Below are 14,216 nucleotides of genomic sequence, written 5' to 3'. Positions count from 1 at the left end.
GGGTCAGACCCCATTCGGGGTCTGACCCCGCCAGGCCGAATCGGGGTCCGCCCCCGCCTAATTGAATCGGGGTCAGACCTCACTTGGTTGGATTGGGGTCAGACCCCGAATGGGGTCTGACCCCTCAAAACACTCATCCCACCTGAAATTCCGATTCCGGATAGCGGATCCGGCTGCGTTTCTGGGTGGCCAGGCTGTAGACCAGCGTCAGAGGTCCGATGCGGCCCACGAACATCAGGATGGTCAGCAGCGCCTGGCTGGGCGCGCTCAGGTGCGGCGTGAAGTCACGACTGAGTCCGGTCGTGCTGACGGCCGACACCACCTCGAACAAGATGGTAAGAAAGGGCGCCTGCTCGAAGATGCTCATGAGCAGCGTGCCGGTGAATATCAAGGCGCTCGTGACCAAAAGCAGGGCCAGCGACTTTTGCACGGTATCCGGCGAAATCGATCGCTTGAACAGCACGACTTCTTTGCGGTGGAAAATATACGAATGCACCGCCGCGAGCAGCACGATGAACGTGCCCACCTTGATCCCGCTCGCCGTGCTCAGCGAACCGCCGCCGATGAACATGAGCAGCATGAGCACCAGGCTGGTGCTGTCATGCAGCTGGGTGATGTCTATGCTGGTGAAGCCGGCGGTTCGCGCAGTCACGCTTTGCAGCCAGGCCGCGAGCGCCTGGCCATGGAAAGGCAGCGCTCCCAATGTGGCGGTGTTGTTGAATTCCAGCAGCCATATCGCGGCAAAGCCGGCGAGGTTGAGCGCCAGGGTCGCCACGAGCATGAGCTTGGTATACGGCATGAGCGTGGCCCAGCGTTTCTTGTGCGAGACATCGCTGAGCACGGTGAAGCCTATCCCGCCCAGGATGATGCTGCCCGTGATCACCAGTATCGTCACGGGATCATCCACGAAGCGGGCCAGGCTGAAGGGAAAGAGGGAAAGCCCGGCGTTGTTGAAGGCGGCGATGGTGTGAAAGACGGCCTGGGGCATCGCGGTGGAAAGCGGAAACTCGCGCCACCACCATAGCGTCAGCGCCAGTGCGGCAATGCCTTCTATGCACAACGATATCTTGATGACGGACAGCGCCGTGCGCTGGATCTTCGAGACGCTGGTCTGATTGAATGCTTCCAGCGCCAGCGCCTGATGCTGCAGGCTCATTTTCTTGCCCAGCGTGATGGCGGCAAGCACGGCGAAGGTAACGAACCCCAGGCCGCCCAGTTGCACAAGGGAAATCAGCACGATTTGCCCGAAGGCGGTAAGCATCGTACTGGGATCGAAGACAGTCAGGCCGGTGACGGTCACCGCCGACGTCGCCATGAAGAAGGCTTCGAAGAGGTTGATGGGCTGCTTTTGCGCGATCGGCAGATTCAGGAGCGAAGTGCCCAGCAGGATCAGTGCGAAGAAGCCCGCGGCCAGAATGACGGGCGGGCTGGCGCGCAGCATGCCCGTGCGCTTGATGCGCTTGTAGGTTTGATAGCCCTGCAGGGGCAGCCAGTTACGCATGAAATGTCAGGCAAGCTTGGGAGCAATGGTTTTCAATGCCGACAGTTGTCCCAGCAGCACGAGCACGTCCTTGGCCTGCAGCGTGAAGTCGCCGGGAGGATGCACGGTGACCTGCGTCCTGCGCTTCACCAGCAGTGCGTGCAAGGACTCCTTCCCGTCTTTCAGGACTTGATTCAAGGGGGTGCCTTCCAGGTGCTCGCTGACGTCGATTTCCACGACGAACTCGCCGTTCCCGATGGAGATGTAGTCGTTCACCATGGGATAGCTCAGTGCCTGCGCCACGCGTATGCCCATTTCCTCTTCGGGGTGAATGATGCGGTCCACGCCCAGTTTGCTTAGGATAAGGTGCTGGGCGTGCGAGGTCGCCTTGACCCATATGGGCTGTATGCCCAGGGATTTCAAATGGACCACGCACAGCAGGCTGGCTTGAACCTCTTCCCCGATGGCCACCAGGATGACGTCGTAATTGTTCAGGCCCAGCTCTTCGAGCGCGGCTCGGTCCGAGACGTCGGCGATGACGGCGTGCGTGATCTGGTCGGCGTGCTTGTCTATGATTTTGGGATTGGTGTCCACGCCGAGTACGGAATGCCCCATTTTCATGAGTTCAAGAGAGGCGGCCGAGCCGAAGCGGCCCAGTCCGATTACTGCAAACTGTCCCATGGGTTTCACTCAGAGCGCTTGGTGACGAAGTGGCTAATACAATAGCCGGATTGCGAAATTAACTCAAATTCTGGTAAAAACCCTTATAGACATATTATTTATTCATTTTGCTGTGCTGTTTTCGCAGCTCTTTTCCGGGCGATTCGGCCTGGAACCATTCAATAGTGATGAATATGGCAAGTTTGTTTGACCCCATCGACTTGGGGGCGGTAACACTGAAAAATCGGATCGTGATGGCTCCTCTGACACGCAATCGCGCTTCCGAAGGCAGGATTCCCAACGACTTGATGCGCATGTACTACACGCAGCGTGCAACAGCCGGCTTGATTTTGTCCGAGGCGACATCGGTCTCGCGCCAAGGCGTGGGATATCCGGCGACACCCGGAATATGGTGCAGCGCACAGGTCGAAGGCTGGAAAAAGATTACCCGCGCGGTCCACGAGAAGCACGGAAAGATTTTCCTCCAGCTCTGGCACGTGGGGCGCGTATCCGACCCGGAATACCTGAATGGCGAAATTCCCGTGGCGCCGAGCGCCATTGCCTGCGAGGGCAATGTCAGCCTCATCCGGCCCAAGCGTCCGTATGTCGTGCCTCGCGCACTGCATACCGAAGAAATCCCCGGCATTGTCGGCGACTTTGCCGAGGCGGCGCGCAATGCCTGGGAAGCCGGCTTCGACGGGGTGGAAATCCATGCCGCCAATGGCTATCTCATCGATCAGTTCCTGCATGATGGCAGCAATCACCGCAGCGACGAATACGGCGGTTCGATCGAGAACCGAGCTCGCCTGCTGCTCGAGATCGTGGATGCATGCGTTGGCGTGCTTGGCGCGGGCAGGGTGGGTGTGCATCTGTCGCCGCGGGGCGATGCGCATTCCATGTCGGATTCAGATCCCAGAGCCTTGTTTTCCTACGTGGCTCGCGCATTGGGCAGTCGGGAAATCGCCTTTTTGTGCACGCGCGAATATCTGGGCGATGACAGTCTCACCGCCGAGATCCGACAGTTGTTCGGCGGCCCCGTGATCGCGAATGAAGGCTACGGTCTTTCCCGGGCCCAGAGCGTCGTCGCAAGCGGTTTGGCCGACGCCGTGGCTTTTGGAAAGCCTTTCATCGCTAACCCCGATCTGGTTGCGCGGTTCAAAACGGGAGCGCCCCTCAATGACTGGGATTCGGCGACTTTTTACACCGAGGGCTGCCGGGGCTACACGGATTATCCCTGCCTGGGCAGCGCGTCTTCCCTGGTGAAAGAGACCTGCTCCTGAGGCGCGGCACAAAAAGCTTTCCCGCCGCACACAAGCCGTGCTAACTTTTGATCGTGGCCAGTACGCGGTTCCCGCAGCATTCAGAGCGGGATCAGGCAAGGCATTCATTTTCAGGAGGCGGTGTGAGAACGCTAGCAGTCAGTATTGGGGTGGCGGTTTGCTTGTCGGGATGCGCAATGGGCATACAGCAAGGGGCGGATTCTCCAACCGTGAGCTATACGGTTCCGCGCAGCTACCAGACGGTATACCTTCGTGTTCAGAACCAAGCTGATGAATGCCTGCGTGGAAAAGGCCATTACGATGTTTTTGCCGAGGTCGACCCCGCCATGCAGACGGGGCTCGTGGCCGTGCGCAGCCCCCTGGGCGTGGAAGTCGCGCGGACGGAGCTCAAGGCCATCGACGCCCGCAACACGCAGGTGACCCATACCGTGTGGGGCCACAGTCCGTGGGACGGTTCCGCGCTCAACGCCATGCGCCAGTCGGTGATGATCGATACGTCGGTGTGCGTGGCTTATAAGTAAGAGGGGGTCAGACCCCATGCGGGGTCTGACCCCGGGCGTAAGACCCCGGGCATATCAAAACAGACCTGAGAAACGGGGTCAGACCCCGAATGGGGTCTGACCCCTCAAAGCCACCCCTCAAAGCCGAGCTTTCACCTGAGCCGATACGGCCGACATGTCGGCGCGGCCGGCAAGCGCGGCCTTCACGATGGCCATGACCTTGCCCATGGCGGGAGCGCCGCTGATGCCCTGGCCTTGCACTTCGGCGATGGCCGAGGCAATGGTTGCCTCGACTTCTTCCGGCGCGGCGGCCTGGGGAAGGAATTCCTGCAGGACGGCCATTTCGGCTTTTTCCTGCTCGGCGGTTTCAGTGCGGCCGGCCTGCTCGAAAGCGGCGATGGATTCGCGGCGCTGTTTGACCTGTTTTTCAATGATGGCGGTGATGTCCGCGTCGCTGAGTTCGCGCTGGTCATCGACCTCTTTTTGCTTGATGGCGGCCTGCAGCAAGCGCAATGTGCCCAGGCGGGCGGAGTCCTTGGCGCGCATCGCGGCTTTCACGGCGTCGGCGAGTTGGGGCTTGAGCGAGTTGCTCATGATGACATCCTGGTTAAAGCATTTATTTTAATGGAAGTCGCGGCTGCGGGTGCGCAGCCTGCCCAGTAGCGGGGTAAGGTCCACCAGCCGGCTGGCCCGCAAATGGGTAACGCCTTGATGGCTTTGCCACACACCATAGACGCCCATCAGTTGAGCCTGCACCAGTTCCGCGCGCTGGCGTTGTGCCAAGTCCGCCTGGACAATGACGTTCACGTTTCCGGTTTCGTCCTCGAGGGTGACGAAGATGGTTCCCTTTGCCGTCCCCGGGCGCTGCCGGCCGGTCACGATGCCGCAGGCTCTGGCCAGCCGGCGGTCGGGATAATCTTGCCGCAGCGTTTCAGCGGTTTCAAAGCGCCGCGCGGATAGTTCGCGACGCAGCAGCGACAAAGGGTGGCGACCCAGGGACAGCCCCATGGACCGGTAGTCGGCGACGATTTCCTCGCCCTCGCTGGGCCGAGGCAGTTGCACCGGATCGTTGTCTCGCAGCGGGGCATTGCGCAGCAGGCCTTTCTGGATCGGGACGGCGGCTTGCCAGCGGGCCTGGCGACGATGGCCGCTCAGGAAGCGCAGCGCGCCGGCCGCTGCAAGCGCGTCGATGTCCCCGCGGTTCAGGTTCGCGCGGGTGGCAAGGTCGTGGATGTCGGCATAGGGATGCGCCAGGCGTTCACCCTGGATGCGCAGGGCCGCATCGTCGGACAGGCCTTTGACCAGGTTGAACCCCAGCCTGACGGCCGGCCTGGCCTGTGTGCCGGGCGGCTGGGCGGTGTGAGGCTCCATGGGTTCCAGCGTGGCGTCCAGGTCGCTGTGCATGATGTCGACGGGCAATACCTCGACACCGTGCCGCTTGGCATCTTGCACTAATTGGCTGGGAGAGTAGAAGCCCATGGGCTGCGAGTTCAGCAATGCGGCCAGGAAGGCTTCCGGTTCGTGGCACTTCAGCCAGGCGCTGAGGTAGGCCAGCTTGGCGAAGCTGGCCGAGTGGCTTTCCGGGAAGCCATACTCGCCGAAGCCTTCGAGCTGGCGGAAGATGCCTTCCGCGAAATCCTCATCGCAGCCGTTAGCCACCAGACCCTGGATGAGGCGTTCGCGAAAATGCTCCACGCCGCCCCGGCGCCGCCAGGCGGCCATCGAGCGCCTGAGCTGGTCGGCCTCGTCGGGGCTGAAGCCCGCACCGACCATGGCGATCTGCATGGCCTGCTCCTGGAAGATGGGCACGCCCATGGTGCGCTCCAGGACCTTGTCGATCTCGGGTGTAAGCGGGGCGACCTTTTCCACCCCTTGCCTGCGGCGCAGATAGGGATGGACCATGCCGCCCTGTATGGGGCCGGGGCGCACGATGGCAACTTGAACAACGAGGTCGTAGAATTCCTTGGGCTGGAGCCTGGGCAGCATGCTCATTTGCGCGCGCGATTCGATCTGGAACACGCCCACGGTATCGGCCCGCGTGATCATGTCGAATGTCTTGCCGTCGTCCGATTCAATATTTTCCAGGGAAAAAGGCTCGCCGCGCCGCTGCGACACCAGCGCGAGGCATCGTTGCAGGGCGCTCAGCATGCCCAGGGCCAGGACGTCGACTTTCAGCATGCCCATGGCGTCCAGGTCGTCCTTGTTCCACTGGACGATGCTGCGATCGGGCATGGCGGCGTTTTCTATGGGCACCATCCGGCAGAGGTTGTCGCGGGCAATGACGAAACCGCCGGGATGCTGGGAAAGATGGCGGGGAAAGTCCAGCATCTGGCCGACCAGACTGCACCATAGCTTGGCCAGATGCGAGTCCGCCGGCAGGCCATGCTGCGCCATTTTATCGAGCAGGTGATGAGAGCCGTCCCAGTACTTGCATGATTTTGCCACGCCGTCGATCAGGTCGGCGGGCAGGCCCAGCGCCTTGCCGGTGTCACGCAGCACACTGCGAGTACGGTAGGTGCTGACGACCGCAGTCAGGGCGGCCCGGTGGCGGCCGTATTTTTCGTAGATGTATTGAATGACTTCTTCGCGCCGCTGGTGTTCGAAATCCACATCGATGTCGGGCGGTTCTTTGCGTGCCTGGCTGATGAAACGAGCAAAGAGGGAATTGCCGTTTTCAGGATTGACTTCGGTAATGCCCAGGCAGTAGCAGACGGCGGAATTGGCGGCCGAGCCTCGGCCCTGGCACAGGATGTTCCTGGATCTGGCAAACGTGACGATGTCGTAGACGGTCAGGAAGTAGGGTTCGTATTCCAGGGTGGCGATGATGGCCAGCTCGCTTTCCAGCTGGCTGTAGACTTTGTCGCTGATCCCTTGTGGATAGCGCCGGCGGGCGCCCGCGAACGTTTCCTGGCGCAGGTAAGCCGAGGCAGTCATGCCCTCGGGCACGATCTCCCGAGGATACTGGTAACGGATATCGTCCAGGTTGAACGAGCATAGCCGGCTGATGAATACGGTTTCGGCCAGCGCTTCGGACGGATAGGCTTGCATCAGCCGCATGCGGCCGCGCAGGTAATGCTCCGCATTCTGCTTGAGTTCGTAGCCGCAAGCCTGTATGGGGGTCTTCAAGCGGATCGCGGCCAGCGTGTCGTGCAAGGGCTGGCGCGAGCGCACGTCCATTTCGGCCTGGCCCGCGGCCGCCAGGCGTATGCCGAAGTCTTGGGCGGCTTGCGTCAGTTTGGCCTGATGCCGGCTGTCGGCATGGTGGTGATGCAGAGCCAGCCCGAGCCACAGCCGTCCCGGGAATGCCTGCAGGAGACGTGGCAGCTGCCGCCGAAGTTCGTGGGGATCCGGATCGTAGCCAGGCTTGAACATGACCAGGCAATCGGGCAGGTTCTTCAGGTGCTCGTAACCGGAAGGCGGATGGGTCACGTCGCCAAGGCTGAGTTGGTATTGGCCTTTTCCGCTGCGTCTGCGCGCCAGGGTGATGAACTCCGACAGATCGCCGTAGCCTTTCTGGTTGCGGGCCAGGACGATGATCTCCATGCCTTCGATGATGAATCGGCTGCCGATGATCAGCTTCAGCTTTTGTTTCTTGGCTTCGATATGCGCGCGGACCACGCCGGCCAGCGAACATTCGTCGCTCAGGGCCAGCGCCTGGTAGCCCAGATGGGCGGCCCTGGCCACCAGTTCCTCGGGATGCGAAGCGCCTTTAAGGAACGAAAAATTCGAAATGCAGTCCAGTTCCGCGTAGTCGGCAAGCATGTCGGCCTCAGGCAAAAAAACCGTGCAGGAACCAGCCGGTTTCTTGGGCCGCGCGCGGTTCGCGCAGGCGATATAGCCAGTAGCGCGCCCCTTGCGCATCCTGGGCGATGAAGTAATCGCGCTTTTCGTGGCCGTGAAGGCTCCACCAGCCGGTTTCCAGTCGCTCTGGGCCATGGACCAGGCGCAGTGGCCGACCCTGATGGACAGGCCGATCGCCTTTCATGGCCAGGGCCTGGGGGGAGGGCAGCAGCCAGAATGGGCGGGCCTGCACGGCCAGGCGGGGTGGGGGGAGTTCGCTTGGCTGTGCCTGTTCCGCGTGGGATGGACGGGGCGAGGTGGCGGCCTGGACGGATCGCCACAAATTGGCTTGTTCGGGCATGTAGTGGGCGCTGGGCGCCGGCTGCCGGACACGCTCGGGTCCCAGGCGGGCTTGCAGGAGATCCAGCAGCCGGCTTTCCTGGCGTTGCCACTGCCCGGGCTCCGGAAACAGCCCGGCGTTGGCGGGTGTGCGAGGACGGCTGCTTTCGGCGATGAGCTCTACGGCAATGACCGCTGCGGGAAGCGACAAGGTATGCAGTTGCTCGGCCAGTACGTGGGTGAAGTCCTCGGGCCGCCAGGCGTCTTCCGACAGGCGCAGCGTGACGTTGGAAGGGGGCCGGGCATGCCGTCCTTTTTCGTGGTGCAGCAACAGCGTGAGTTCGCTGCCGGCTTCCTGGCGGGCTTGCAGCCAGCCGCATAATTGTTCGATGAGCCGCTTTGCGACGGCCAGGATGGCATGGGTGTGCTCCAATCGTTCGATGAGCTCATGGCGCTGGGCAAATCGGGAAGGCGGCTGGAACCAGGTGAAGTGCTGCTCTGCGGCACCATAGGCAAAATCGAGTTCCCGGACTACTTCTGGACTGCTGCGCTGCTGCAGTCCCTTGCGAGGCAGGCGGCGCAATTGCCCCAGGCTGCGGCAGCCTATGCCTTCGAGCCAGTCGCGATAAGGCTGGACGGACGGCAATGAAAAAGCCGGAAGAAGATCCAGTTGCCGTGGCAGCCTTCTGGTGCCGAACAGGCGGATCGGCCCGGCCGCCCGGCTGGCGAATAGCCAGGCAGCCAGCGCGGTGGGCGCCATGCCGAGACGAGCGTGGCCGATGCCCAATTTGCGCAGGCTGTCGCGGATCAGCCGGCACAGGTTGCGTGCCCCCTTGAAAAGACTCAGGCTGGCCTGGACTTCGAGAAGAATGGAGTCTTCGTCGAAAAAAGCCACGTTCGGAGTGTATTGCAGCAGCGCCAGGGCGGCCTCGGGTGCGCCGGCGGGCTGCAAGGCCGGCATATGATCCGCATGGGCCGCTGGGCAGGCAGTGTCAGGCGAGATGCCGGCGGGCGGACAGGACGGCAGGTAGAGGCTGATCCAGAGGGACATGATCGGAGGGGGCACGGGGCGCGGGAAGCCGTGGGCCGTACAGGGAAAGAGAAACGGGCCGGCTTGCCTGGGGGCCCTGGCGTTTTTTGATGTGGACTTCGATGCCCTGGGGCAGAGGCTGCAGAAGCAGGCGCAGGACTGCGGCACTGGCTTGCTGCAAGGCGGCGGGCGGACGCATGAGCACGAAAAGCGTGTCGCTTTGCTGGGCGGCTAGATGCAGGCGGCGCAGCAAGGCCGCGCGAGGCATGGCCGCCCAGCACAACAAGGCGCCGCAGGCATTGTGCCGCAGTATGGTTTCGGCGGCCCAGAGGGTGTCGGATGGCGTTTTGGGCGCGACCCACAGCAACCGACGGTTTTCCAGGCCCCAGTTGACCCAGCAATGGAATTGCGGCGTGTACGGAGGACATAGAAGAATGACGCTGCGACCGGCATCCAGCCCGGCCAGGGCGGGCTGCAACAGAAAGAGCTCACCGATGCCGGCTTGCCGGGGCATGAGTTCGATGAGCGCGCCCATGGGCCAGCCATGACCGGGAAGCTCGGCATCCAGCGATTCAAATCCGGTGGAAAGGGTGGGGCGGCCGGCTTGCGCCAGCTGTGTTCCACGCCAGAGCGCCGGGTGGATGCCTTCCGGGTTCTGCACAGGAGGCGGATGGTTGATGGGAGTCATTCAGGCTTTGGCGTACAGATATTTATACTGTTCAAATATACAGTATTTTTGAGTGCTAGTGCTTGCCGTTCGCCCGCTGGCGTACAATTTTCAGATTACTGATGTCTAGCCAACGTGGTGCAGGAGTTGTTTTATGGTTATCAATACGCCCCGAGGCCCCGATCCACTCATCTTCGTTCCCAGGCAAGGCAAGCCGCAGCTGCTGTTTGTATTGCTGCATGGCGAAGCCGCCTCGCCGGAACAGCTGTTTCCGCTCGCTGATGCCATCAAGCAGGCATTCCCCATGTCCATGGTGGTTCTTCCCTATGCGTTCGAGAACATCATGGCGGACGATGGCTCCGCAGCGGATGGAAAACAGGGAATTGCGGGCTATCACTGGATCGATCCCATCGGTTTGCAGGAAAGCAACTATGCCAGCCGCGTCGAACAAAAAGTCCCTTTGCTGATCCGGCAGATCCGCGAAATCCAGGAACGATTCGGTTTGGAAGGCCAGCAGACGGCTTTGGCGGGATTTTCGCAAGGCGCCTCCATGGCGCTCGAAGCCAGCCAGGCCGAACATGGCCTGGCTGGCCGTGTACTGGCTTTTTCAGGGCTGTATGCCAAGCCGCCGGTTTCGGTTCCCCCAGCCACCGTCCTGCATTTCTTTCATGGCGCCAGCGACCAGCAGGTGTCCGTTGACCAGGTCGAGTCCACCTTGGTGCGCTTGGGCCAATTGCAGGGCGACGCGACCCTGGATGTCGCCTCGCGCATCGGTCACGAACTTCATGACGCCTTGATCAAGCAGGCGATCGTACGCCTGCAGACCTGCGTGCCTTTACGAAGCTGGGAAGACGCCATGAACGCGCTCGAGCAGCGTTCGTCCGGCAGCGGCAACAATACCTTGCATTGACGTTTCGCAGGCATGGGGTCAGACCCCGTACGGGGTCTGACCCCTCGTATCATGCAAATGGAATCAGACCCGTTACAGGGCGGGGTCAGACCCCGTATGGGGTCTGACCCCTCGTACCCCATTCCAGGCCTGGTCCTCTCCAAGACAGAACGGCCAATCATGCCGCTGGGTGGGACGCCCCGCCGCGTCGTAGCTCTGTTCACTGAAAAGAGCGCGGCCGCTGGCATGGATGGCCACGATGGTGGAGCACCGCGTGCCGTATTCGGGACTGATGATGAAGGCGCTGCTGAGCAGGCGCTCGCGATCGAGCGCCAGGCCGGTGTCGGGCAGGTCCTCATCGCCTGCGATGCTCGTGTCCTTAAGAATTTCAAAAATCGGCGTGAGCGATGTATCAAGCTGCGCCATGGGCAGTGTGTCCAGCGCCTCGCGCAGGCGTTGCGCCTTGGGCCAGGGCGTATCAAGCAGATGATTCGACAGCACATACCGGCCGGCCCCCAGCTTGGTTGCCGAGCCCGATCCGCGATTGCTCAGATACCAGGCAGAGACCCGATCGCCCACGATGAGATTGAAACCGTTATAGGCCGACGCTTCGCTTTCCAGCCCGCATGCATAGTCCCGAGGAGCAATCGGGCTGGTGAGAAATCGTCGGACCAGGTCGCCGCGCGACGGTGCGTCGGGCATGACGGATGCCGGGTCGCGATAATTGGTGACGAGCGCGAACTTGCCGCTGCGGCTGAGCCCCAGCCAGCTTCCTTGCGCCTGCAGGTCTAGGCCCGCTATGATTTTCGGATGGTCATCCCAGGGTGCGGCCGGCTTGCTTGGACGCGCATGGAATTCGTCGCGGTTGGCCGCAATGAAGAGCGGCCAGTCGGGGTGGGCGGCAATCGCCAGATAAGCAATGCACATCTTGCCGCCATCAAAGCATGGCGAGCTTGCTTTCGTTTTCCACCAGATTGCGGATACGGACGGCGTCGCCGATGCGGGAATAGCGTCCCGAGGAATTCAGCAGCACGATAGCCACGTCCCGGTTGTCGATCCGGGTCAGCATGACCAGGCATTCGCCCGCTTCGTTGATGAAACCGGTCTTGGACACCGTGATGTCCCAATCCGCATTGCGGACCAGACGATTGGTGTTGTTGTATACCAGTTGACGACCGCGCCCGACGGTCACTTCGTATTTGTCATCGGTAGTGTAGCGGTGAATCAGCGGCTGCTTGCTGGTGGCGCGCAAAAGCTTGACCAGATCGCTGGGCGTGGAGACATTGTCGCTGGACAGGCCCGTGGGTTCCACGAAATACGTATTCCGCATCCCCAGCGCGCGCGCTTTGTCGTTCATGGCACGCACAAATGCCGCCAGGCCGCCCGGATAGTATCGGCCAAGCGCGTTGGCGGCGCGGTTTTCGGAAGACATCAGGGCCAGGTGCAGCATGTCGGCCCGGCTGAGCCGCGTGCCCACGGCAAGGCGGGACCGGGAATGTTTCAGGCGATCGACATCCGCTTCGGAAATCTGCAGCATTTCATCCATGGGCAAGCCGGCTTCCGCCACGATCAGCGCGGTCATCAGCTTGGAGATCGATGCGATGGGGCGTACTTCATTGGCATTCTTTCCGTACAGGACCGAAGCGCTCTCCAGGTCCTGGACTAGCACGGCTTCGGAGCGCAGCTTGGCCAGATTGCCCGGCAGCGCTTCAATGGCGGCTTCGTCCTGGCTGCCGGGCATGCTCAGTGGATCGCCGGAGGAGGATGGGTTGCTGTATGTCACCGGCTGCAAGTTCTGCGCGGTGACAAGCCGGGTACGGTAGATGGTTTTGCCAGGAGCGGAATGATCGCCGTCGAGAACGGCAAAGCCATTGACGGCAATGAGCTGGGATGCAGGGGCGGTTTGCGCGGCGGCGGGCGGCGTGTTTAAGCCAAGCACTGCGGCCGCCACTGCCAGAGAGGCCGGCCGGACGATGCGGCGCAAGAGTGATTTTCGGATAAGAGGCATGACGCGTACCTGGGCTTATGATCGAATTGAGCCTGATGGTAGCAGAAAAATCGCAGCTATATTAGTAAGTTACATCATTTTTTTAATATTTTTTTTAGCTTCGTGAGGGGAAAAGGCGGCGGATGGGAAAATATCCTGTATGCATGAACAGGGGATTGGGTTGGGGTCAGACCCCATACGGGGTCTGACCCCGTTCCGCTGCGGCGAATAGGTCATGGAGTCAGACCCCATACGGGGTCTGACCCCGTTCCGCTGCGGCGAATAGGTCAGGGGGTCAGACCCCGTGTGGGGTCTGACCCCACCACGGCCCATTTGCCCGGCCGGCGTGCCCGAAGCAACAGGAAGCTGATGATGCTGACGTTCAGCAGGTTCCAGGCAATGCCGTTCATGAAGGCGGCCCGGTAGGAGCCGGTGAGGTCGAAGATGGCGCCCGACATCCAGCCGCCCAGCGCCATGCCCAGCAGCGTGGCGGTAAGAATGACCCCGACACGCGAGCCGGATTCCTGTGGCGCGAAGTATTCGCGTACGACCAGCGCATAGGCCGGGACGATGCCGCCCTGAAACAGGCCGAAAAGCGCGGACACCACATACAGGGAAACGAGGCCATTGCTGGGCAGGAAAAGGAGCAGGGCGACGCCTTGCAGCACCGAGCCCAGCAGCAGCGTCCGCAAACCGCCGATGCGGTCGGATATCCAGCCCGAAACCAGGCGGCTGACGATGCCCAGGCCCAGCATGAGCGCCAGCATCTCGGCACCGCGCGCGGCGCCGAAGCCCAGGTCGCCGCAATAGGCGACGATATGGACTTGCGGCATGGCCATCGCCACGCAGCAGGCGACACCAGCGGTTGCAAGCAAGGCCTGCAGCGTGCCCGGCGAGAGTCCCAGCGGTTGAGCCGGATTGGAGCGGGACGCTTCGATCATGAAGGGCGCCTGCCTGCGCTTTTGCGTGGCAGGCGGCATGCCCGCGGGTTGCGCGGGCGGCCGGCGCCGATAAGTGAGCGCCAGCGGCAGCATGGTGATCAGGCAAAAGACGCCTATCCCGATATAGGTGGGCCGCCAGCCGGCCGAATCGATGAAGTGCTGCATGATGGGCGGCCAAAACGCGCCGGCCACATAGTTTCCGCTCATGCAGACGGCCAGCGCGATGCCGCGGCGCCGCGTGAACCACTGCGAGGTATCCGCCACCAGCGGCGTCATGGTCGAGGCGGAGCCCAGCATGCCGATCAACAGGAACTGCGCCAGGCTGTATTGCCACAGGCTTTCCGCCGAGCCGGCCCAAATGAAGCCCGCGCTGATGCCCAGTGTGCCCAGGACGATGGTGACCAAAACACCGAAACGGTCGGAAAGCCTGCCCATCAGCATGCTGCCCAGTCCGAAGCCGATCATGGTCAGCGTATAGGGCAGGGAGGCTTCGGAGCGGCTGATGTCGAACTCGGCCTGGATCTGCGGCAGGACGACCGTGGCCGAATACATGCCCGACCCGCCTATGGTCATCAGCAGCAGCGAGACGACCAGCCGCGCCCAGGCGTAGGGAGATTCAATGCCGTCGGAAGCGCCGGCGCTAGCGGTGGTGCTGCTGGTCAT

At 61.9% G+C, this 14,216-nt stretch carries 12 protein-coding genes; 3 read left to right on the top strand and 9 right to left on the bottom strand.

The window, feature by feature from the left end; all coding sequences use genetic code 11:
* Nucleotides 1-133 precede the first annotated feature (133 nt).
* The gene (locus tag ACSBPU_RS11420) at nt 134-1,501 is read right to left on the bottom strand and encodes a TrkH family potassium uptake protein (RefSeq protein WP_442598242.1); all 1,368 of its coding nucleotides are present in this window, start codon (nt 1,499-1,501) and stop codon (nt 134-136) included.
* Nucleotides 1,502-1,507: 6 nt separating this feature from the next.
* Nucleotides 1,508-2,161 carry a potassium channel family protein gene (locus ACSBPU_RS11415; protein ID WP_442598240.1) on the bottom strand — a complete coding sequence of 218 codons (654 nt, stop codon included), beginning with the start codon at nt 2,159-2,161 and terminating at the stop codon, nt 1,508-1,510.
* 173 nt (nt 2,162-2,334) lie between these two features.
* On the opposite strand from ACSBPU_RS11415, the gene ACSBPU_RS11410 reads away from it, so the two are divergent.
* Both ACSBPU_RS11410 and ACSBPU_RS11405 read left to right on the top strand, forming a co-directional pair.
* Entirely contained in the window at nt 2,335-3,420 is a 1,086-nt protein-coding gene (locus ACSBPU_RS11410; RefSeq protein ID WP_442598238.1) for an alkene reductase, read from the top strand.
* A gap of 122 nt (nt 3,421-3,542) precedes the next feature.
* A complete protein-coding gene (locus ACSBPU_RS11405; protein ID WP_442598236.1) occupies nt 3,543-3,941 on the top strand; it encodes a BPTD_2524 family lipoprotein in 399 nt (132 codons plus the stop codon).
* Between the two features lie 117 nt (nt 3,942-4,058).
* Here ACSBPU_RS11405 and ACSBPU_RS11400 read toward each other — a convergent pair whose 3' ends face one another.
* Genes ACSBPU_RS11400 through imuA form a run of 4 tightly spaced genes read right to left on the bottom strand, consistent with a single transcriptional unit; the run spans nt 4,059 to nt 9,730 of the window.
* A complete protein-coding gene (locus ACSBPU_RS11400) occupies nt 4,059-4,514 on the bottom strand; it encodes a GatB/YqeY domain-containing protein (protein ID WP_442598234.1) in 456 nt (151 codons plus the stop codon).
* Nucleotides 4,515-4,541: 27 nt separating this feature from the next.
* On the bottom strand, nt 4,542-7,682 hold the full coding sequence (locus ACSBPU_RS11395; RefSeq protein ID WP_442598232.1) for an error-prone DNA polymerase: 3,141 nt from the start codon (nt 7,680-7,682) through the stop codon (nt 4,542-4,544).
* Nucleotides 7,683-7,689: 7 nt separating this feature from the next.
* Entirely contained in the window at nt 7,690-9,090 is a 1,401-nt protein-coding gene (locus tag ACSBPU_RS11390) for a Y-family DNA polymerase (protein ID WP_442598230.1), read from the bottom strand.
* A complete protein-coding gene (imuA, locus tag ACSBPU_RS11385) occupies nt 9,032-9,730 on the bottom strand; it encodes a translesion DNA synthesis-associated protein ImuA (protein WP_442598316.1) in 699 nt (232 codons plus the stop codon). Before imuA ends, ACSBPU_RS11390 begins: the two co-directional genes overlap by 59 nt.
* A 160-nt stretch (nt 9,731-9,890) precedes the next feature.
* On the opposite strand from imuA, the gene ypfH reads away from it, so the two are divergent.
* Nucleotides 9,891-10,646 (top strand): esterase, encoded by a 756-nt coding sequence (ypfH, locus tag ACSBPU_RS11380; RefSeq protein ID WP_442598227.1) that lies wholly within the window; start codon nt 9,891-9,893, stop codon nt 10,644-10,646.
* A gap of 72 nt (nt 10,647-10,718) precedes the next feature.
* Here the strand turns inward: ypfH and ACSBPU_RS11375 are convergent, their stop codons facing one another.
* From ACSBPU_RS11375 to ACSBPU_RS11365, 3 genes are all read right to left on the bottom strand, one after another.
* A complete protein-coding gene (locus ACSBPU_RS11375; protein WP_442598225.1) occupies nt 10,719-11,552 on the bottom strand; it encodes an NRDE family protein in 834 nt (277 codons plus the stop codon).
* A gap of 10 nt (nt 11,553-11,562) precedes the next feature.
* Nucleotides 11,563-12,633, bottom strand: coding sequence for a D-alanyl-D-alanine endopeptidase (gene pbpG, locus ACSBPU_RS11370; RefSeq protein ID WP_442598223.1), 1,071 nt, complete (start codon nt 12,631-12,633; stop codon nt 11,563-11,565).
* A gap of 266 nt (nt 12,634-12,899) precedes the next feature.
* Nucleotides 12,900-14,216, bottom strand: a complete 1,317-nt coding sequence (locus tag ACSBPU_RS11365; RefSeq protein ID WP_442598221.1) for an MFS transporter — start codon at nt 14,214-14,216, stop codon at nt 12,900-12,902.

The organism is Parapusillimonas sp. JC17 (assembly GCF_052180245.1).
In the GTDB taxonomy this organism is placed as follows: Bacteria; Pseudomonadota; Gammaproteobacteria; order Burkholderiales; family Burkholderiaceae_B; genus Parapusillimonas.
Note: the sequence above shows the minus strand (reverse complement) of the source record. Positions and strands in the feature narration are given on the sequence as shown.